Source organism: Bradyrhizobium sp. U531 (genome assembly GCF_051710265.1).
Classification (GTDB): Bacteria; Pseudomonadota; Alphaproteobacteria; order Rhizobiales; family Xanthobacteraceae; genus Bradyrhizobium.
The window spans coordinates 122,287-142,322 of the sequence record NZ_JASVEN010000008.1 but is presented as its reverse complement, the minus strand read 5'-3'; the positions used below and the strand labels follow the sequence as shown (position 1 = coordinate 142,322).

Here is a 20,036-nt window from a genome sequence, read left to right as displayed (position 1 = left end):
TGACGGCCTGAGGGATTGAAAGCGATATAAAGGGCGGGACCTTCCAGAGGTCCGAACGGGACGCAAGGCAGGATTTGAAAATGGCAACGAGCGCAGCGGCACACGGCGATCACGCCCACGGACATGACGAGCACGCCCATCCGACCGGATGGCGTCGCTACGTCTATTCGACCAACCACAAGGACATCGGCACGATGTACCTGATCTTCGCGGTCATCGCCGGCGTCATCGGCGCCGCGATGTCGATCGCGATCCGTGCCGAGCTGATGTATCCGGGCGTTCAGATCTTCCACGAGACGCACACCTACAACGTGTTCGTGACCTCCCACGGCCTGATCATGATCTTCTTCATGGTCATGCCCGCGATGATCGGCGGCTTCGGCAACTGGTTCGTGCCGCTGATGATCGGCGCGCCGGACATGGCGTTCCCGCGTATGAACAACATCTCGTTCTGGCTGCTGCCGGCCTCCTTCGGCCTGCTGCTGATGTCGACCTTCGTCGAGGGCGAGCCGGGTGCCAACGGCGTCGGCGCCGGCTGGACCATGTACGTGCCGCTGTCGAGCTCCGGCCATCCGGGCCCGGCCGTCGACTTCGCGATCCTGTCGCTGCATCTGGCGGGTGCCTCGTCGATCCTCGGCGCGATCAACTTCATCACCACCATCTTCAACATGCGCGCACCGGGCATGACCCTGCACAAGATGCCGCTGTTCGTGTGGTCGATCCTGGTGACGGTGTTCCTGCTGCTGCTGTCGCTGCCGGTGCTCGCCGGTGCGATCACGATGCTGCTCACCGACCGTAACTTCCACACCACGTTCTTCGCCCCCGACGGCGGCGGCGACCCCGTGCTGTTCCAGCATCTGTTCTGGTTCTTCGGCCACCCCGAAGTGTACATCCTGATCCTGCCGGCTTTCGGCATGGTCAGCCAGATCATCTCCACCTTCTCGCGCAAGCCCGTGTTCGGCTATCTCGGCATGGCCTACGCCATGGTCGCGATCGGCGGCATCGGCTTCGTGGTGTGGGCGCACCACATGTACACGGTCGGCATGTCCTCGGCGACGCAGGCCTATTTCGTCGCCGCCACGATGGTCATCGCGGTTCCGACCGGCGTGAAGATCTTCTCGTGGATCGCCACGATGTGGGGCGGCTCGATCGAATTCCGGGCGCCGATGATCTGGGCGGTCGGCTTCATCTTCCTGTTCACGGTCGGCGGTGTCACCGGCGTCGTGCTGGCGAACGCCGGCGTCGACCGCGTGCTGCAGGAGACCTATTACGTCGTCGCGCACTTCCACTATGTGCTGTCGCTCGGCGCGGTGTTCGGGATCTTCGCCGGCTGGTACTACTGGTTCCCGAAGATGTCGGGCTACATGTACAACGAGACGCTGGCGAAGGCGCACTTCTGGGTCACCTTCATCGGCGTCAATCTGGTGTTCTTCCCGCAGCACTTCCTCGGCCTGTCCGGCATGCCGCGCCGCTACGTCGACTATCCCGATGCGTTCGCGGGCTGGAACCTGGTCTCGTCGGTCGGCTCCTACATCTCCGGCTTCGGCGTCCTGATCTTCCTCTACTGCGTGTTCGACGCCTTCATGAAGAAGGTGCCGGCGGGCGACAATCCGTGGGGTGCCGGCGCGACCACGCTGGAGTGGACGCTGTCCTCGCCGCCGCCCTTCCATCAGTTCGAAGTGCTGCCCCGCGTGCAGTGATCGATCTTTCGCGGCGCCCGTGACGGGCGCCGCGGCTCTATAACGAAGCGAGTTGAATTCGTGTCCGTCCTCGATCAGAACGCCATCGACATCAATCCCCGCATCTCCGAGGCGGAGGTCGGCGACTACATCGCGCTGTTGAAGCCGCGGGTGATGTCGCTGGTGATTTTCACCGCGCTGGTCGGGATGGCGATGGCGCCGGGACACTTCCATCCCGTGCTCGCCTTCACCTCGCTGCTCTGCATCGCCGTCGGCGCCGGCGCCTCCGGTGCGCTCAACATGGCGCTGGAAGGCGACATCGATTCCAAGATGTCGCGCACGGCGAACCGGCCGATCCCTCGCGGGCGCATCACCCGTCCCGAGGCGATGGCGTTCGGCCTGACGCTCTCCTTCTTCTCGGTGATGACGCTCGGCATCCTCGTCAACTGGATCGCGGGCAGCCTGCTCGCCTTCACCATCTTCTTCTACGTCGTGATCTACACGATGGGCCTGAAGCGCTGGACCGCGCAGAACATCGTGATCGGCGGAGCCGCCGGCGCGCTGCCCCCGGTGGTGGCCTGGGCCGCCGTCACGGGCACGGTCGACGTCGAGCCGCTGCTGCTGTTCGCCATCATCTTCTTCTGGACCCCGCCGCATTTCTGGGCGCTGGCGCTGTTCCGCTCCGACGACTATGCCCGCGCCGGCATTCCGATGCTGCCCAACGTCGCCGGTCCCGACGCGACGCGGCTGCAGATCCTGCTCTACACCGTCGTGTTGATCGCGGTCGCTGCCGCGCCCTGGGCGCTCGGCTATTTCGACGCCATCTACGGCATCGTCTCGCTGATCCTCGGCGCCGGCATGCTGGTGCTCGCGATCAACGTCTATCTGCGCCGTGAGCGAGCCGCGTCGCTGCGCGCGACCCGAAAGCTGTTTGCCTTCTCGATCCTCTATCTGTTCGTTCTGTTCGCGACCCTGCTGGCCGAGGTCGTGTTCCGGGCGCTGGCTTCGATGGTTGGGGGCGCATGATCACAGCGATGGCCGACAAACCCGAGACAGATGGAATCGTCCTCACCGAGGCGCAGAAGAAGAGCCGTCGTCAGCGCTCGGTCGCCATAGCCCTCGCGCTCGGCGTGCTCGTGTTGCTGTTCTTCGCCGTCACCATGGTCAAGGGACCGGCCGTTCTCGTGCGGCCGATGTAGCAACATGGACCGCGAACCCACCATATCGCAGAATGTCAGCACCGAGCCGGGCAATGGTCAGCCGGCTAGGCGCCGCGGGCTGGGTCGTGATGTCGTGGTTGCGTCGATCTGCGGAGGCGTGGTCGCGCTGATGGTCGGCGCCTCCTACGCGGCGGTGCCGTTCTACAATTGGTTCTGCCGCGCCACAGGGTTCAACGGCACGACGCAGGTCGCGACCGCGGCGCCGGCCACCGGCCCGATCGGGCGAAAAATCTCGGTGCGCTTCGATTCCAACGTCGCGCCCGGTCTGCCCTGGAAGTTTGAGCCGGAGCAGAACGAGATCGAGGTCAATATCGGCCAGGTCGTGACCGTCTTCTACACCGTGACCAATCAGGCCGCGCGCACCACGGCAGCCCAGGCCGCCTACAATGTCGCGCCGCTGACGGTCGGCTCCTATTTCCAGAAGATCAACTGCTTCTGCTTCACCGAGCAGACCATGGCTCCGGGCGAGAAGCGCGAGATGCCGGTTGTCTTTTACGTCGATCCGTCGATCGCCGAGGATAACGAGAATGACGGGCTGAACACCATCACGCTGTCCTACACTTTCTATCCGGTGAAGGATCCCGTGGTGAAGCCGCTGGCATCGGGCGAAGACGACAAGCGCAAGGGAAATCTCTGACCGCGGGGCTCGCGCCCGAAAGGTCGGATACGAGGGGATAAGTGCCTGACAGGCACGGGATTGAGGAGAGAGACCGCAAATGGCAACGGCGCACACCAAGCAACACGACTATCACCTGGTCGATCCCTCTCCGTGGCCGGCGGTCGGCTCCGTGTCCGCGTTCATCATGGCGGTCGGCGCGATCACCTGGATGCACCACATGTTCGCGGCCGCGCCGATCGTGTTCGGCGTCGGTACCGTGGGCGTGCTCTACACCATGGCGAGCTGGTGGGGCGACGTGATCAAGGAAGCCCAGTATAAGGGCGACCACACCCGCGTCGTGCAGCTGCACCACCGCTACGGCATGATCCTGTTCATCGCCTCCGAGGTGATGTTCTTCGTCGCCTGGTTCTGGGCCTATTTCAACGCCGCGCTGTTTCCGGCCGATGCCGTCCACGCCACTCGCGACGCCGTGTTCGGCTGCGGTCTCGGCACTGCGGCTGGCGCCTGCGCTGTCCCCGGCACCTGGCCGCCGCATGGCATCGAGACCTTCGATCCCTGGCACCTGCCGCTGCTCAACACCCTGATCCTGCTGACCTCGGGCACCACCGTCACCTGGGCGCATCACGCGCTGCTCGAGAACGACCGCCAGGGTCTGAAATACGGCCTGATCGTCACCGTCGTGCTGGGCGCGCTGTTCACCTGCGTGCAGGCCTATGAGTACAGCCACGCGGCGTTCTCGTTCGGCGGCAACGTCTATGGCGCGACCTTCTTCATGGCGACCGGCTTCCACGGTTTCCACGTGCTGGTCGGCACCATCTTCCTGCTGGTCTGCCTGTTCCGCGCCTATGCCGGCCACTTCACGCCAACACAGCATCTCGGCTTCGAGTTCGCCGCCTGGTACTGGCACTTCGTCGACGTGGTTTGGCTGTTCCTGTTCCTCTGCATCTACGTCTGGGGACATGGCGCAGAGACCATGGCCCACGGCGCGCACTGAGCCGCGAGACTGGATCACAAAGGGCGGCCGCAAGGCCGCCCTTTCGCTTTCGGACCGCCGGAAATTTCGGCGAGAATTGTGCTAGAGTCCGCAAATCATGAACGATACTGCCGGCAAGACCGAGCCCGAGACCACAGTCCTGCAAAGCGCCTTGCGCGGGCTCGCCTGCAAATGCCCGCGCTGCGGCCAGGGCAAGCTCTATGCGGGCTTCCTCACCCTCGCGCCCGCGTGCAACCGCTGCGGCCTCGACTACGCCTTCATCGACACCGGCGACGGTCCGGCGATCTTCATCATCATGCTGGCCGGCGGCATCGTGGTCGCGGCCGCGCTCATCGTCGAGGTCAAATATCAGCCGCCTTACTGGCTGCATGCGGCGCTGTGGCTGCCGCTGATCCTGGTCACCACGCTGCTGCCGCTGCGGGCGATGAAGTCGCTGCTGATCGCGCTGCAATTCCACCACAAGGCGGCGCCGGGCCGGCTGGTCGACCGCACGAAATGAACCCAGCTGCGCGCAAGCCTCGCGTGGCCGGCTTCGCGCTGTTCACGCTGTTCCTGACGGCCGTGTGCCTCGCGCTTGGCGTCTGGCAATTGCAACGGCGGACCGCCAAGCACGAGCTGGTCGCGGCGCTCACCGAGCGCCTCGCCCTGGCGCCGGTCGCGCTGCCGCCGCCGTCGCTATGGGCCACGCTCGTTCCCGCGCGCGACGAATTCCGCCGCGTCAGCTTCACAGCGACCTATGCGCCCTTGCCCGATGCGATGGTGTATTCCTCCGGTTCGGCGGTGCGCAAGGACGCCTCGAGCCCCGGCACCTGGGCGTTCCTGCCGGCGCGGCTGCCGGGCGGCGAGATGGTCGTGATCGATGCGGGCTTCGTCGAGAACACGATGCAGGACCGCGGCGTCGAGGATCGCGCGGTGAAGAAGCTGGTCACCGGCCAGCCGGTCGCGCTGACCGGCTATCTGCGCTTTCCCGAGCCCTCGGGCTGGCTGACGCCGGCAGAGAACCGGGACAAGCGGCTGTGGTTCGTGCGCGATCATTCCGTCATCGCAAGCGCGCTCGGCTGGGGCGCGGTGGCGCCGTTTTATGTCGATCTCGAGCAGCCGGTGCCCGAGAACGGCATTCCGCGCCCGGGACCGCTCGACGTGCATCTGAAGGACGATCACCTGCAATACGCCGTCACCTGGTTCTTGCTGGCCGGTGCGGTGCTGATTGCCTTTGCCGTATGGGCACGGGGCCGCCGGCAGAGCTGAGCGGACCGGGGGTCCCTGGAGGGAACCCGGTATCGCCCGGGGTTTATTATTCAGCGCACATTCACGAGTGTGGTCCTAAGCCGCCGGTAATTTTTCCGCGGCAGACAGGATTGCGGCGTGAGCGATTTCGATCAGATGGGAATTGTCGTCGACTGGGTTGATGCCTGCCGGAAGGGCGACCTCACGACGTTGCTCGACCTCTATGCGGACGACGCCCAGGTCGAATGCACGTGCAACGGCGCGGAGCGCTATCGCGGCCGGAGCGAGCTTGCGGCCTATTGGCAGCCGCGTCTCACTGCGTATTCGCTGGCGGGCTTCGGCCTGGAGGAGATCCAGCCGGTGCCCCATGGCGTCAGTCTCGAATATTCGGTCGCCGGGGCGCTGCGCATTCACGCCTCGTTCCGCTTCAGCCCGGAGGGCAAGATCCACAGCACGCTGTGCGAGCCGGCGCTGCAGAATGCGGATGACGGCTGCTGCGCCTGCTAGCTGTTGACCGGCGCTTCGCGTGCCGGCTCGGCCGGCAGCCGGCAACGGACGTAGGTTCGCTCATCCGCGCGCAGCAATGACAGCGAGCCGCTGAGCGCCCGAACGCGCTCATGCATGCCGGTGAGGCCGCGGCCGAAGACATTGTCCGCGGGGAAGCCGCCGCCGTCGTCGGAAATCTCGATCGCGAGCGTCTCGCCGGTGACAGTCGCCTCGACATGGGCGCTGCCGGCCTTGGCGTGGCGCAGCACGTTGGTGAGTGCCTCCTGGATCACCCGATAGATGGTCCGGGCGAGCGGCCCGTCGATCACGTTCAGGTCCGGATCAATCGTGTCCGTCAGGGCGATATGCGGAGCCTGCTTGCGAAAATTCCGGAGCAGCGTCTGCACGCTGGTCGCAAGGCCGAGCTCCTCGATGTAGAGCGGCCGCAGCCGGTCGAGGATGCGGCGGTTGGTCTGCTGCAGCGCCTCGACCGATTGCAGCACATCCTGGGCTGAATTGCCGAGATTTCCCGCCTGTGGCTCGGCGTCGATCAGGGCAATCGTGCCGGCGCGGATGGCGAACAGCAACGGTCCGAGCTCGTCGTGCAATTCGCGGGCGAGATCGCGCCGCTCGTCGTCCTGAAGCGACACCAGGCGGTGGAGCAGGTCGCGATTGTCCTGGCTCAATCGGGCGAGCGTTGTGGCCAGGGCATTCGCTTCTTCGCAGCTTTGCCGGATCTCGGGCGGTCCTCCGACCGGGATCGGCGTCGCGTAATCGCCCCGCCTGATGCGCGTCAGTCCTTGGCCGAGATTTTGCAACGGGCGCAAGGCGGATCCCGCGAACAGATAGGCAATGATACCGGTGAGCGACATCAGCACGGCGACCAGGCCGGTCAGCGCGAGGAAGCCGATCCACTTCTCGAACAGGTCGGCCGACAGATCCGGCACGAACACGAGATTGCCGACATGCCTGCCGTCAATGACGACAGGCGAGGCGGCATCCATGTCCGGTATGGTCAAGAGATCGACGAACCACCTTGGAACAACCTTCAGGTTACGGGCATCATCCTTTGGGGAGACGGGAGGACCATCTTCTATGCGACGGAATTGGATATCGGAGGAGGCGTCCAGTGACCGAACGAAGGCATCGAGCGTCTTCTGCGGATTGTCCGAGGCGCGCAGCGTGTTGTTGAGCGCGGTCGCGATGGTCCCGATCGAGCGTCGAGCCGGCTCGTTCTCGTCGGCGAGCTGATCGGTTGCAAATATCTGCAGCAATATACCGCCCAGGATCAGCGCAGCGAGAAAACTCGCGCCGAGCGGAACAAACAGTTGCGTTCTGAACGAAAGTCGTTGCCACATTAGGTCAATTCTAACGCGCATCGGGGGAATTTGCTCTTTCCATTTGTTCCCGCCGGTTTATGAGTTGAAAAACAAGAGAGCGCGCGATGCAAGATACCGCCAAGCCGGGGACCCGGGTCCTGATTGTCGACGACCATCCCGTGGTGCTGTCCGGCTGCCGAACCCTGTTCGCTGCGGACCATTCGATCCGCATCGAGGAGGCGACCGACGCCAAATCCGGCCATCGCGCCTATGTCAGCAAGCGGCCCGACGTCACGGTGATCGACATCAGCCTGCCCGATGTCTCCGGCTTCGAGCTGATGCGACGCATCCGCAAGGATGATCCCGACGCCAAGATCATCATGTTCAGCATGAACGACGATCCGGCCTTCGTGGTGCGGGCGGTCGAGCTCGGGGCGCAGGGCTATGTCTCCAAGGGCGATGATCCCAGGATCCTGCTGAAAGCGGTGCGCAAGGTGGTGGCGGGCGACAACTTCATCTCGCCGCAGCTCGCCGAAGCCGTGACCTTTTCCGGCGCGGCGATCAAGGCCAACCCGGCCTCGCAGATGACGCCCCGCGAGCTCGAAATTCTCCGCCTGCTCGGACGCGGCGACAAGATCGTGGAAGTCGCCGAGGCGCTGGGCATTTCCTACAAGACCGTCGCCAACACCACGTCCCTGCTCAAGCAGAAGCTCGGCGCCAAGAACCATTCCGACCTGATCAGGATCGCGGTGGAAATCGGGATGAGCTGACGGTCCGCAATGGGCGGACCGGGACCGATCCATTTCCGGGATATCAGAGAATTCGGGAAAGGACGGCAACGCGCAGGCGTGCCGCGCTTTGGTTATGCTTGTCGGGGCTGAGCTCTCGATCGGGAAAAATAGGAACATTTTCTCGCATATCTCGTTTTCGGCCTTGACGGTTTCATGACAGGCGCCGAAAGGTTGCGCGAACAATTTTGACGGGTCGTCCGACCCCGACGAGGCAAACTGGTCTGCACACATCAACGACAGACCTTCCAAGAGAGGGGCTGCGGCATCGCCGCAGCCCTTTTTCGTTGGGGCGGGGGGAGGCGGGAAGCGGTTTCCCGATGCAGCAAAACACTTTATGGTGGCCCAAAGCCTCTGGCTGTTAACAAGTAGTTTCGTAAAATCAAAGGCTTAATGAGCGGCTCAGGTCGGTCGGCCTTTGGAGGGCATTTTGACTCGTTATATCTCGACCCGGGGCGAGGCCCCCGAACTCGGCTTCTGCGACGTGATGCTGACCGGGCTCGCGCGCGACGGCGGCCTCTATGTGCCGACCGTCTGGCCGCAACTCTCCGCGGAGACCATCGCCGGCTTCTTCGGCCGTCCCTATTGGGAGGTCGCGGTCGATGTGATTCGTCCCTTTGTCGGCGGCGAGATCTCCGATGCCGAGCTCGGCCGCATGGCGAACGAGGCTTACGCGACCTTCCGCCATCCGGCGGTGGTGCCCCTGCGCCAGATGTCGCCGCACCAATTCGTGCTGGAGCTGTTCCACGGCCCGACGCTGGCGTTCAAGGACGTGGCGATGCAGCTGATTTCGCGGCTGATGGACCATGTGCTCGCCAAGCGCGGCCAGCGCACCACCATCGTGGTCGCGACATCGGGCGATACCGGCGGCGCTGCCGTGGAGGCTTTTGCCGGCCTCGAGAATGTCGATCTCATCGTGCTGTTCCCGCACGGCCGCATCTCAGAGGTGCAGCGGCGGATGATGACGACGACGGGTGCGGCCAACGTCCATGCGCTCGCCATCGAAGGCAATTTCGACGACTGCCAGGCGCTCGTGAAGGGGATGTTCAACAACCATCGCTTCCGCGATGCGACCTCGCTCTCCGGCGTCAATTCCATCAACTGGGCCCGCATCGTCGCCCAGGTGGTCTATTATTTCACCTCCGCCGTTGCCGTCGGTGCGCCCGCGCGCGCGGTGGATTTCGTGGTGCCGACCGGCAATTTCGGCGACATCTTTGCCGGCTACGTCGCCAAGCGCATGGGCCTTCCCGTGCGGACGCTGCGCATCGCCGCCAACGTCAACGACATCCTGGCGCGTACGCTGAAGACCGGGATCTATGAGGTGCGCGAGGTGCACGCGACGGCCTCGCCCTCGATGGACATCCAGATCTCCTCGAACTTCGAGCGGCTGATGTTCGAAGCCGGCAAGCGCGATGCCGCCGCCGTGCGCCGCCTGATGGATTCGCTGAAGCAGTCCGGTCGTTTCGTGCTGCCCGATGCGACGCTGGCGGCCATCCGCGAGGAGTTCGACGCCGGCCGCGCCGACGAGACCGAGACTGCGGCGGCGATCCGTGCCGGCTGGCGCGAGGCAGGTGAGCTGGTCGATCCCCATACGGCGGTGGCGCTTGCCGTCGCCGATCGCGACACCACCGACACGCGGGTTCCGAGCATCGTGCTTTCCACCGCCCATCCGGCCAAATTCCCCGATGCTGTGGAGGCGGCCTGCGGCCAGCGGCCGCAATTGCCGGGCTGGCTCGACGGCTTGATGACCAAATCCGAACACATGAAGGTGATGAAGAACGATCAGGCCGGGCTCGAGCGGTTCGTGTTGTCGGTCAGCCGCGCTGCGAAGCAGGGAGTTGCCGGATGAGCGTCGAGATTACCAAGCTTCCCTCCGGCCTGACCGTCGTCACCGACAAGATGCCCCATCTCGAGACCGCGGCGCTCGGCGTCTGGGCCGGCGTCGGGGGGCGCGACGAGAAGCCGAACGAGCACGGCATTTCCCATCTGCTCGAGCACATGGCGTTCAAGGGCACGACCAAGCGTTCCTCGCGCGAGATCGTCGAGGAGATCGAGGCGGTCGGCGGCGATCTCAACGCCGGGACCTCGACCGAGACGACGTCCTATTACGCGCGCGTGCTGAAGGCGGACGTGCCGCTCGCGCTCGACGTGCTCGCCGACATCCTCGCCAATCCCGCCTTCGAGCCCGACGAGCTGGAGCGCGAGAAGAACGTCATCGTGCAGGAGATCGGGGCCGCGCAGGATACGCCCGACGACGTCGTGTTCGAGCATCTCAACGAGCTCTGCTATCCCGACCAGCCGATGGGCCGCTCGCTGCTCGGCACGGCCAAGACGCTGCGCGCCTTCAACCGCGACATGCTGCGTGGCTATCTCTCGACGCATTATCGCGGGCCCGACATGGTGGTGGCAGCCGCCGGCGCGGTCGATCACAAGCAGGTCGTCGCCGAGGCCGAGAAGCGCTTCGCGAGTTTCGAGGGGACGCCCGGCCCGAAGCCGCAAACCGCCCAGTTCGGCAAGGGCGGCGCCAAGGTGGTGCATCGCGAGCTGGAGCAGGCGCATCTGACCCTGGCGCTGGAAGGCGTGCCGCAAACCGATCCGTCGCTGTTCTCGCTCCAGGTCTTCACCAACATCCTCGGCGGCGGAATGTCGTCGCGTCTGTTCCAGGAGGTGCGCGAGAAGCGCGGCCTCTGCTACTCCATCTATTCGTTCCACGCGCCCTATACCGACACCGGCTTCTTCGGCCTCTACACCGGCACCGATCCCGCCGATGCGCCTGAAATGATGGAGGTCGTGGTCGACATCATGAATGATTCGGTGGAGACGCTGACCGAGGCCGAGATCGCCCGCGCCAAGGCGCAGATGAAGGCGGGTCTTCTGATGGCGCTGGAGAGCTGCTCGTCCCGTGCCGAGCAACTCGCCCGGCATATCCTCGCCTATGGACGGCCGCAGACCGCGCAGGAGCTGGTGGCCCGGATCGACGCCGTCAGCGTCGAATCGACCCGGGACGCGGCGCGTGCGCTGCTGGCGCGGAGCCGGCCTGCAGTTGTCGCATTGGGCAGTGGCAGGGGTCTGGACACCGCGGTATCTTTTGCGGAAGGATTGACCCGGGCGCGCGCCAAGGCGCGGTTGCATTAGGAGCCGCGCACGGCCTGAGTCGCCCCGGGAAGCATCACCATGGCCCTCTTTCGCCTGCCGTCCAGTGGACCCGCCGCCCTCGCGCCGCGCGGCAACGGTCTGTTGCTGCGCGCGCCGCAGATGTCCGACTTCCTGCAATGGGCGCATTTACGCGAAACCAGCCGCGATTATTTGACGCCCTGGGAGCCGATCTGGCCGTCGGACGACCTGACGCGCTCCGGCTTCCGCCGTCGCCTGCGCCGCTATTCCGAGGACATCGCCGCGGACCGTTCCTATCCCTTTCTGGTCTTCCGTGAGCTCGACGGCGCCATGGTCGGCGGCATCACGCTGGCCAATGTCCGGCGCGGCATCGTTCAGGCCGGCACCATCGGCTATTGGGTCGGCCAGCCGCATGCGCATCGCGGCTACATGACGGCGGCGTTGCGGGTGCTGCTGCCGACGCTGTTCGGCGAGCTCAATTTGCACCGGGTGGAGGCGGCCTGCATCCCCACCAACGCGCCCTCGATCCGGGTGCTGGAGAAGTGCGGCTTCTCCCGCGAGGGACTGGCGCGTCGCTATCTCTGCATCAACGGGGTCTGGCAGGACCATCTGCTGTTCGGCCTGCTGCATGAGGATTTCCGCGGCTGAGCGGCCCGATTTGCTTTGCCAAATCCTCCATTGCTGCCTTGGGTTCGCCGATTTTGGCGATATAACCCGCTGGGCCTTACCGGCGAGCGGCCGGGTTTTGTCATGGAGTACGGGCTTTGATGGGCAAGCAGCTTCGGTCATCGCGGAATGTGCTGCGGGGTGTCCCTGCCATTGCGCTGGCCTTGTCGGTGTCGTTCGCGGCAGTTTCGCCGGTGGCGGCGCAGTCACTGACCGACCGCTTCAAGAACCTGTTCGGCGGCAAGTCGGATGAAGCGCCCGCGCCCAAGCCGGCGCCCGCGCCCGGCCAGCCGGCCGAGGACGACGTCGATTGCCCGCAGGTGACGGTGCGCGCGGGGGCCTCGACCTTCGCGGTTGGCGCCGGAGGCAAGCCGGCCGTCGGCAACGAGATTCGCTTCCAGGCCACGATCACCAAGATGGCGCGCGAATGCGCCCGCAGCAGCGCCGGCATCACCGCGCGGATCGGCATTCAGGGCCGCGTCATCGCCGGTCCCGCCGGGGCGCCCGCCACGGTCGAGGTGCCCCTGCGCATCGCCATCGTGCAGGGCGGCGTCGGTGAGAAGGTGATCGCCTCGAAGGCCTATCGGACCACGGTCGAGATGACCGATGGCGGCAGCGTACCCTTCACCTTCATTGCCGAGGATCTGAGCTATCCGGTGCCGCCACCCGCGGTCGCCGACACCTATGTCTTCTATGTCGGCTTCGACCCGCAGGCGCTCTCGCCCGAGCCAAAGGGGCGGAAGAAGAAGTAGGGCCACGCTCCGCCACAAGCTCCGCTGTCATTGCCCGCGAAGGCGGGCAATCCAGTACTCCGAGACAGCGGGGTTAGAACCGAGAAGGCGCGGCGTACTGGATCACCCGCCTTCGCGGGTGATGACGCCCAAGTTGCGGCGGCAGATCGACAAACAAAAAAGCCGGCGCTCATGGCGCCGGCTTTTTGATTTGTGAAGGCAACCGCCTCAGTTCAGCTTCTGTCTGACTTCGTTGATGCCCTTGGTCAGCAGGTCGTCGGCGACCTGGCCCTTGACCGACTGCGACAGGATCGTCGAGGCGGCCTGGACGGCGGCTTCCGCAGCTGCGGCGCGGACATCGGCCAGCGCCTGGGCCTCGGCGAGCGCGATCTTGCTCTCCGCGGTCTTGGTGCGGCGGGCGACGAAGTCTTCCATCTTCGCCTTGGCCTCGGTCGCGATGCGCTCGGCTTCGGTCCTGGCGTTGGCGATGATGTCGGCAGCCTCACGCTCGGCAGTGGCGCTGCGTGCCTTGTAGTCGGCGAGCACCTTGGCCGCCTCCTGCTTGAGGCGCTGGGCGTCGTCGAGCTCGGCCTTGATGCGCGTGGCGCGATGGTCGAGCGCCGTCATCGCCTTCTTGAAGATCCCGAGATAGGCGAACAGGACCATCAGGATCACGAAGGCGACGGCGACCCAGGTTTCAGGATCGAAGAACATATCCACTAACCCTTCAAGGACGCATCGACGGCGGCATTGACCGACGTCGCATCCGGAACGACGCCGGTGAGCTGCTGCACGATCTGGCCTGCGGCATCGGCCGCGATGCCGCGGACGTTGCTCATGGCCGTGGCGCGGGTCGAGGCGATGGTCTTTTCCGCCTCGGCGAGCTTGGCCGCCAGCTGTTCTTCCAGGGTCTTGCGCTCGGCTTCCGCCTGCGCATTCGCCTTGTCGCGGGATTCGTTGCCGATCGCCTGTGCACGCGTGCGCGCCGAAGCGAGCTCGGTTTCATAGGCTTTTAGCGCCGCGTCGGACTGGTCCTTCAGCGTCTGCGCCTCGGCGAGGTCACCCTCGATCTTGTTCAGACGTGCTTCGATCACACCACCGACCTTCGGCAGAGCGAGCTTGGACACGATCACGTAAAGCAGGACAAAGAAGATCGCGAGCGACACCAGCTGTGAAGCGAAGGTGCTGCTCTCGAACGGCGGAAACCCGCCACCGTGGTGACCACCGTCAGCCTCGGTGTGAGCGCCCGCCGCCGGACCTTTTGTGCCGCCATGACTCTCAGCCATGGAGTACTCCCGTTGCCGTCACGCGCCGCTTCGGATGAAGCGGCGCGAAAGAAGTCGTTCTTAGAAAACGAACAGCAGAAGCAGCGCGATCAGCAGCGAGAAAATGCCGAGCGCTTCGGTCACGGCGAAGCCGAAGATCAGGTTGCCGAACTGGCCCTGAGCGGCCGAGGGGTTGCGGACGGCTGCGGCGAGGTAGTTGCCGAAGATCACGCCCACGCCGACGCCCGCGCCGCCCATGCCGATGCATGCGATGCCCGCGCCGATAAGTTTTGCTGCTGCCGGATCCATTTTAGACTCCTTGGAAGAAAGATTGGGTTGTGGGTGGAAATTCCCCGGACCGCTCAGTGTCCCGGATGAATGGCGTCGTTGAGGTAGATGCAGGTCAGGATCGCAAACACATAGGCTTGCAGGAACGCGACCAGAATCTCGAGCGCGTACAGCGCGATGGTGAGCGCCAGCGGCAGCACGCCGCCGACCCAGCCGATGGCGCCGAGCGAGAAGCCCAGCATGGCGACGAAGCCCGCGAACACCTTCAGCGCGATGTGGCCGGCCAGCATGTTGGCGAACAGACGAATGCTGTGCGAGACCGGCCGCAGGAAGAACGACAGGACCTCGATGAACATGACCAGCGGCAGGACGTAGCCGGGGACGCCGTGGGGAACGAAAATCTTGAAAAACTTCACGCCGTTCTTGGCGATGCCGTAGATCAGCACGGTGAAGAAGACCAGCAGCGCCAGCCCCGCGGTGACGATCAGATGGCTCGAGATCGTGAAGGTGTAGGGGATGATGCCGACCAGGTTCGAGACGCAGATGAACATGAACAGCGAGAAGATCAGCGGGAAGAACTTCATGCCTTCCGAGCCGGCCGTCGAACGGATGGTCGAGGCGACGAATTCGTAGGAGATCTCGGCGACCGACTGCAGGCGCCCGGGAACTAGCTGCGAGCCGCTCGCGAGCATCAGGATCGAGATGATCGCCACCGCCACCAGCATGAACAGCGACGAATTGGTGAAGGCGATCGTGTGATTGCCGATATGGCCCAGGGTGAAGAGAGGCTCGATGTTGAACTGGTGGATCGGGTCGATTTTCATCAGCGCGGCATCTCTTGTCTGCCGGGCATGCCGGCGGGTCTCGGTCTGCCGGCCGGGCCGGCCCGTACCGGCGATGCCGGCACGATCATTCCTGTTCTGTGCGGATCGCTTAGGAGCCGCCGCGCTTGTTCTGACCCGCGCCCGCCGACCTCACCACATTCACCACGCCGGCGACGAAGCCGAGCAGCAGGAACACGATAAATCCGAAAGGCGACGTCGACAGCAAGCGGTCGAACCCCCAGCCAATCCCCGCTCCGACAGCGACACCGGCGACCAACTCGGAGGATAACCTGAAACCAAGCGCCATTGCCGAAGCTCTGGCCGCCCTGTCTTCACCGTCACCTGCGGGTTGCTCGGTCTTGATCCGGCGGTCGCGAAATTCGGACAACCGCTGATCGAGATTTCCGAGCCGTTCGGAAAGCGCAGCTTCCTCGGACGATCTATCGCGATCTCCATTCCCGCCGTGTCCCGTGCCCTGTGTCATGCAACGAAGACCCGAAACGCCGCGGCTGAATGGAAATTGCGCCCGCCACCCTCAAAAGCCGCGCGGACCATACTGATGGCCTATAATCAAGTCAAGCCAAGTAACGATTGCGTCTCGTTCCGTTATGTAGCTGATTTATTTGATGATATTGGCGCGCGCGGCAACGCTGCACACAGCGTGACGCCGCACCGCAGCAGCTCCCTGCATGATCGGCGGACACCGTCGCCATTTCGCCGCGCTGCCGGGATCAATGGGACCGGCGGGATCGTTGATGTCCGCCGGGCGTTTTGGGCGGCGGATCGCCCCGCCGGGGTGTAGGATTTGCCCGAGTGCCACCCGGCGCGTCGTGGCGGAGAGCACGATGAGACCATTGAAATCATCCACAGCATCATGGCTTCCGGCGATCGCGTTCGCCGTGGCGATCACCGCTTCCGGCGGCCTCAAAGCCGGGCAAACCACCCCGGACGGCGAAAACGGCCGTTACAGCATGACGCCCATCCCGGAGGGCGTGCTGCGGCTCGACACCCGCACCGGCACGGTCTCGACCTGCAGCAGGAACGGCACCGGCTGGGCCTGCTACGCGGTGCCCGACGAGCGGACCGCGTTCGATGCCGAGATCGGCAGGCTCCAGAATGAAGTCGAGAAGCTGAAGGGGCAGCTCGCGGCGGGGCCGACGGTGTCGGGCAAGATCGACGAGGCATTGCCGAAATCCGACCCGCTGAAAAAGGCCGAGCCGAAGGTTGCCGAGGGCGAGCGCAGGATCGAGATCCCGCTGCCGAGCGACCAGGACGTCGACCGCGTGATGTCGTTCCTGGAAAAGGCCTGGCGGCGGCTGATCGACATGGCCAACCGCGTCCAGAAGGACGTGTCGGGGAAGATTTGAGGACCCCTTCGCGCCATCCACGCGTTGAGCTCTCGTAGGGTGGGCAAAGGCGTTCTTACGCCGTGCCCACGAATCTCTACGACGGTGAAGAAAGACGTGCGCACGGCGCTTCGCGCCTACCCTACGGCAGTGTCGATGCAGCGAGGCCTTTCATGACATCAGCCAAGTCCATCACGCGCTCGGCGCCATCGTCAGTGCAAGCCACCACCATCGCCTCGTCGCTGCTGACCGTTCAGACGCCGGGCTGCGGCTTCATCGATCTCACCAGCGAGGCCGCAAAATTCGTCACCGAGATCCGCGCGCGCGACGGCGCGCTGACGCTGTTCATCCGCCACACCTCGGCCTCGCTGACGATCCAGGAGAATGCCGATCCGTCCGTGCTCGTCGATCTCACCACGGCGTTGGCGCGGTTCGCACCCGACGATGAAGATGCAGGCTGGACTCACGACACCGAAGGGCCGGACGACATGCCGGCGCACGTCAAGACCATGCTGACAGGGACTTCGCTCCACGTGCCGGTCCTGGACGGCAAGCTCGCGCTCGGGACCTGGCAGGCAATCTATCTGATCGAGCATCGGACCCGTCCGCATCGCCGCGAGGTCGTGCTGCAATTCGTCGGCGCGTCGCGCTAAAGCATGATCCGGAAAAGTGCGCAGCGGTTATCCGAAAGATCATGCTCAAACAACAACCCAAAGCGCGATGGCGATTCTTCTTAATCGCATCGCGCTCTAGTCAAAACAAAACCGGCCGCGGGAGACCGCGGCCGGTTCGTGCTGGTTGAGATCGGTGCTTTCGATCAGGTCGCCTTGATGTCGACGTCCTTGGTCTCGGGCAGGAAGAAGAAGCCGATCACGACGGTAATCGATGCGAAGATGATCGGGTACCAGAGGCCGGCATAGATGTCGCCGGTCGAGGCCACGATGGCGAAGGCGGTCGCCGGCAGCAGGCCGCCGAACCAGCCGTTACCGATGTGGTAGGGCAGCGACATCGAGGTGTAGCGGATGCGGGTCGGGAACAGTTCGACCAGCATCGCCGCGATCGGGCCGTACACCATGGTGACGTAGACCACGAGCACGAACAGCAGGCCGATGATCGCCGCCACCTGCGGACGGAAGACGTCGAACGGATGCGCCATCTTCACGATGCCGGTGTCGCCGGTCTTGGGATAGCCGGCCGCCTGCACCGCGGCGAGGACCGCCGGGTTGCCGTCCTTGGCGTTGGCGTAGGGCACTTCCTTGCCGTTGACCATCACCTTCACGCCCGAGCCGGCTGCGCTGGGCGTGGTCGAGTACTTGACCGACGACTGCGACAGGTAGGCGCGTGCGGTGTCGCAGGGCGCGGTGAAGACGCGGGTACCGACCGGGTTGAACAGGTCGCCGCAGCCTGCGGGATCCGCCACGACGTCGACCTTGACCGACTCGATGGCCTTTTCCAGCGCCGGGTTGGCGTTGGTGGTGATCATCTTGAAGATCGGGAAGAAGGTCAGCGCCGCGATCAGGCAGCCGCCGAGGATGATCGGCTTGCGGCCGATCTTGTCGGACAGCATGCCGAACACGATGAAGAAGCCGGTGCCGAGCAGCAGCGACCAGGCGATCAAGAGGTTGGCGGTGTAGCCGTCGACCTTCAGGATCGATTGCAGGAAGAACAGCGCGTAGAACTGGCCGGTGTACCAGACCACGCCCTGGCCCATCACGCCGCCGAGCAGCGCGAGCAGCACGAGCTTGCCGTTCTGCCAGTTGCCGAAGGCTTCCGTCAGCGGGGCCTTCGAGCTCTTTCCCTCGTCCTTCATCTTCTGGAAGATCGGGGATTCGTTGAGGCGCAGCCGGATCCAGACCGAGACGCCGAGCAGCAGCACCGAGACCAGGAACGGAATGCGCCAGCCCCAGGCCGCGAAGTCGGCTTCGCCGGTCGCGGTGCGGGTGAACAGGATCACCAACAGCGACAGGAACAGGCCGAGCGTGGCGGTGGTCTGAATGAAGGAGGTGTAGTAGCCACGCTTGCCGTTCGGGGCATGCTCCGCGACGTAAGTCGCTGCGCCGCCATACTCACCGCCGAGTGCCAGGCCCTGGGCGAGGCGGAGCGCGATCAGGATGATCGGAGCCGCGATACCGATGGTGGCCGCGCTGGGCAGCAGGCCGACGATGAAGGTCGACAGGCCCATGATCAGGATGGTGACGAGGAAGGTATATTTGCGGCCGACGATGTCGCCGATACGGCCGAACACGATGGCGCCGAACGGACGCACCAGGAAGCCGGCTGCGAAGGCCAGCAGCGCGAAGATATCGCGGGTCGCCGGCGGATAGGCCGAGAAGAACTGCGCGCCGATGATCGAGGCAAGCGCTCCGTAGAGATAGAAGTCGTACCACTCGAAGACGGTACCGAGCGAGGAGGCGAGAATGACGAACCGTTCGTCCTTCGTCATCCCTCCCGCTCGTGCTTGAGACACAGCCATTGTCGACATGTTGAGCAGCTCCCCGAAATTGCGTTTTCCTCGCGCCCCAGAGCTCCGGACATGCCGGATCCACCCCAGGTCTTGCGTGCAAGGTAACATCGGCGTGAAACCCGCCCCAATACGACTTTCGGCCTTGCGCACTGACGCGCAGCTGACGTCCGGTATCCGGCGCCGGCCTGCAATATGGCGGCTTGTGGATTAACCCCTTTGCAGCAAAGGGATAATGTGCACTTGCATGCCACGGCCGCTCGGGGAAGAATTGACGTATCCGGGATTGGTCCGCCGGCCCCGCGCGAACGACAGCAAGAGAACGATGAACGCTCCCTCGACCCATCTCGTCATTGCCGATGACCATCCCCTGTTCCGCGACGCGCTCCGACAGGCGGTGGCGGGCGTGCTGACCTCCGCTACAATCGACGAGGCCGGATCGTTCGAGGATCTGACCGCGCTCCTGGAACAGACCTCGGACGTCGACCTCATCCTGCTCGACCTCTCGATGCCCGGGATCTCGGGCTTTTCCGGCCTGATCTATCTGCGCGCACAATATCCGGCGATTCCGGTCGTGATCGTCTCGGCCTCCGACGACAGCGCCACGATTCGCCGCTCGCTCGATTTCGGCGCCTCCGGTTTCATTCCGAAGCGCTTCGGCGTCGAGACCTTGCGGGATGCCATCCTCAAGGTGATGGATGGCGACGTCTGGGTTCCCGCCGATACCGATCTGACGGCCGCGGCCGATCCCGACATGACGCGCCTGCGCGACCGCCTGGTGACGCTGACGCCGCAGCAGGTCCGGGTCCTAATGATGCTGTCGGAGGGCCTCCTCAACAAGCAGATCGCCTACGAGCTCGGGGTCTCCGAGGCGACCATCAAGGCGCATGTCTCGGCGATCCTGCAGAAGCTCGGCGTCGAGAGCCGCACCCAGGCGGTGATCGCCGCCGCCAAGATCGCCGGCGGCCAGTGGAAGCAGGGCACACCGACGGGGTGAGGCCGAGCAATT

General features: G+C 64.6%; 24 protein-coding genes. 17 read left to right on the top strand and 7 right to left on the bottom strand.

Features of this window, described 5'->3' with window-relative positions:
• Positions 1–80: 80 nt before the first annotated feature.
• From ctaD to QRQ56_RS29700, 8 genes are all read left to right on the top strand, one after another.
• Entirely contained in the window at positions 81–1,700 is a 1,620-nt protein-coding gene (ctaD, locus tag QRQ56_RS29735) for a cytochrome c oxidase subunit I (RefSeq protein ID WP_438744785.1), read from the top strand.
• A 60-nt stretch (positions 1,701–1,760) separates the two neighbouring features.
• Positions 1,761–2,705: a heme o synthase gene (locus QRQ56_RS29730; RefSeq protein WP_438744784.1), complete on the top strand. Its 945-nt coding sequence runs from the start codon at positions 1,761–1,763 to the stop codon at positions 2,703–2,705.
• Positions 2,702–2,878 (top strand): CoxF protein, encoded by a 177-nt coding sequence (locus QRQ56_RS29725; protein ID WP_438744783.1) that lies wholly within the window; start codon positions 2,702–2,704, stop codon positions 2,876–2,878. Before QRQ56_RS29730 ends, QRQ56_RS29725 begins: the two co-directional genes overlap by 4 nt.
• A gap of 4 nt (positions 2,879–2,882) precedes the next feature.
• Complete coding sequence (locus QRQ56_RS29720; RefSeq protein WP_438744782.1) at positions 2,883–3,536, top strand: cytochrome c oxidase assembly protein; 654 nt, start codon at positions 2,883–2,885, stop codon at positions 3,534–3,536.
• Positions 3,537–3,615: 79 nt separating this feature from the next.
• Positions 3,616–4,512, top strand: coding sequence for a cytochrome c oxidase subunit 3 (locus QRQ56_RS29715; protein ID WP_438744781.1), 897 nt, complete (start codon positions 3,616–3,618; stop codon positions 4,510–4,512).
• A gap of 97 nt (positions 4,513–4,609) precedes the next feature.
• A complete protein-coding gene (locus QRQ56_RS29710) occupies positions 4,610–5,011 on the top strand; it encodes a DUF983 domain-containing protein (RefSeq protein WP_438744780.1) in 402 nt (133 codons plus the stop codon).
• The gene (locus tag QRQ56_RS29705; protein WP_438744779.1) at positions 5,008–5,760 is read left to right on the top strand and encodes an SURF1 family protein; all 753 of its coding nucleotides are present in this window, start codon (positions 5,008–5,010) and stop codon (positions 5,758–5,760) included. The genes QRQ56_RS29710 and QRQ56_RS29705 overlap by 4 nt, the downstream gene beginning before the upstream one ends.
• 117 nt (positions 5,761–5,877) lie before the next feature.
• Complete coding sequence (locus tag QRQ56_RS29700; protein ID WP_438744778.1) at positions 5,878–6,246, top strand: nuclear transport factor 2 family protein; 369 nt, start codon at positions 5,878–5,880, stop codon at positions 6,244–6,246.
• On the opposite strand, the gene QRQ56_RS29695 is transcribed toward QRQ56_RS29700, so the two are convergent.
• Positions 6,243–7,583, bottom strand: coding sequence for an ATP-binding protein (locus QRQ56_RS29695; protein ID WP_438744777.1), 1,341 nt, complete (start codon positions 7,581–7,583; stop codon positions 6,243–6,245). The genes QRQ56_RS29700 and QRQ56_RS29695 overlap by 4 nt on opposite strands.
• Before the next feature lie 86 nt (positions 7,584–7,669).
• Here QRQ56_RS29695 and QRQ56_RS29690 point away from each other — a divergent pair, with 86 nt between their 5' ends.
• From QRQ56_RS29690 to QRQ56_RS29670, 5 genes are all read left to right on the top strand, one after another.
• The gene (locus QRQ56_RS29690) at positions 7,670–8,314 is read left to right on the top strand and encodes a response regulator transcription factor (protein ID WP_438744776.1); all 645 of its coding nucleotides are present in this window, start codon (positions 7,670–7,672) and stop codon (positions 8,312–8,314) included.
• Between the two features lie 448 nt (positions 8,315–8,762).
• A complete protein-coding gene (gene thrC, locus QRQ56_RS29685) occupies positions 8,763–10,181 on the top strand; it encodes a threonine synthase (RefSeq protein WP_438744774.1) in 1,419 nt (472 codons plus the stop codon).
• A complete protein-coding gene (locus QRQ56_RS29680) occupies positions 10,178–11,467 on the top strand; it encodes a M16 family metallopeptidase (protein WP_438744773.1) in 1,290 nt (429 codons plus the stop codon). The genes thrC and QRQ56_RS29680 overlap by 4 nt, the downstream gene beginning before the upstream one ends.
• Positions 11,468–11,506: 39 nt before the next feature.
• Positions 11,507–12,094, top strand: a complete 588-nt coding sequence (locus QRQ56_RS29675) for a GNAT family N-acetyltransferase (protein WP_094973334.1) — start codon at positions 11,507–11,509, stop codon at positions 12,092–12,094.
• 119 nt (positions 12,095–12,213) lie between these two features.
• Entirely contained in the window at positions 12,214–12,864 is a 651-nt protein-coding gene (locus QRQ56_RS29670; RefSeq protein WP_438744771.1) for a hypothetical protein, read from the top strand.
• Positions 12,865–13,071: 207 nt separating this feature from the next.
• Here QRQ56_RS29670 and QRQ56_RS29665 read toward each other — a convergent pair whose 3' ends face one another.
• The 5 genes from QRQ56_RS29665 to QRQ56_RS29645 all read right to left on the bottom strand — a co-directional run bounded on the left by QRQ56_RS29665 (position 13,072) and on the right by QRQ56_RS29645 (position 15,704).
• Positions 13,072–13,557 (bottom strand): F0F1 ATP synthase subunit B family protein, encoded by a 486-nt coding sequence (locus tag QRQ56_RS29665; protein WP_438744984.1) that lies wholly within the window; start codon positions 13,555–13,557, stop codon positions 13,072–13,074.
• 5 nt (positions 13,558–13,562) lie between these two features.
• A complete protein-coding gene (locus QRQ56_RS29660) occupies positions 13,563–14,129 on the bottom strand; it encodes a F0F1 ATP synthase subunit B (protein ID WP_438744770.1) in 567 nt (188 codons plus the stop codon).
• Positions 14,130–14,189: 60 nt separating this feature from the next.
• Entirely contained in the window at positions 14,190–14,417 is a 228-nt protein-coding gene (locus tag QRQ56_RS29655; protein WP_018643436.1) for a F0F1 ATP synthase subunit C, read from the bottom strand.
• A 53-nt stretch (positions 14,418–14,470) separates the two neighbouring features.
• A complete protein-coding gene (locus tag QRQ56_RS29650; RefSeq protein WP_438744768.1) occupies positions 14,471–15,220 on the bottom strand; it encodes a F0F1 ATP synthase subunit A in 750 nt (249 codons plus the stop codon).
• A gap of 109 nt (positions 15,221–15,329) precedes the next feature.
• Positions 15,330–15,704 (bottom strand): AtpZ/AtpI family protein, encoded by a 375-nt coding sequence (locus QRQ56_RS29645; RefSeq protein WP_438744767.1) that lies wholly within the window; start codon positions 15,702–15,704, stop codon positions 15,330–15,332.
• 75 nt (positions 15,705–15,779) lie between these two features.
• On the opposite strand from QRQ56_RS29645, the gene QRQ56_RS29640 reads away from it, so the two are divergent.
• From QRQ56_RS29640 to QRQ56_RS29630, 3 genes are all read left to right on the top strand, one after another.
• The gene (locus QRQ56_RS29640; protein ID WP_438744766.1) at positions 15,780–16,022 is read left to right on the top strand and encodes a hypothetical protein; all 243 of its coding nucleotides are present in this window, start codon (positions 15,780–15,782) and stop codon (positions 16,020–16,022) included.
• A gap of 43 nt (positions 16,023–16,065) precedes the next feature.
• Positions 16,066–16,587 carry a hypothetical protein gene (locus tag QRQ56_RS29635; RefSeq protein ID WP_438744764.1) on the top strand — a complete coding sequence of 174 codons (522 nt, stop codon included), beginning with the start codon at positions 16,066–16,068 and terminating at the stop codon, positions 16,585–16,587.
• 152 nt (positions 16,588–16,739) lie between these two features.
• The gene (locus QRQ56_RS29630) at positions 16,740–17,219 is read left to right on the top strand and encodes a secondary thiamine-phosphate synthase enzyme YjbQ (protein WP_438744763.1); all 480 of its coding nucleotides are present in this window, start codon (positions 16,740–16,742) and stop codon (positions 17,217–17,219) included.
• A 164-nt stretch (positions 17,220–17,383) separates the two neighbouring features.
• Here QRQ56_RS29630 and QRQ56_RS29625 read toward each other — a convergent pair whose 3' ends face one another.
• Entirely contained in the window at positions 17,384–19,009 is a 1,626-nt protein-coding gene (locus tag QRQ56_RS29625; RefSeq protein WP_438744762.1) for an MFS transporter, read from the bottom strand.
• 343 nt (positions 19,010–19,352) lie between these two features.
• On the opposite strand from QRQ56_RS29625, the gene QRQ56_RS29620 reads away from it, so the two are divergent.
• On the top strand, positions 19,353–20,024 hold the full coding sequence (locus tag QRQ56_RS29620) for a response regulator (RefSeq protein ID WP_438744761.1): 672 nt from the start codon (positions 19,353–19,355) through the stop codon (positions 20,022–20,024).
• Positions 20,025–20,036 lie beyond the last annotated feature (12 nt).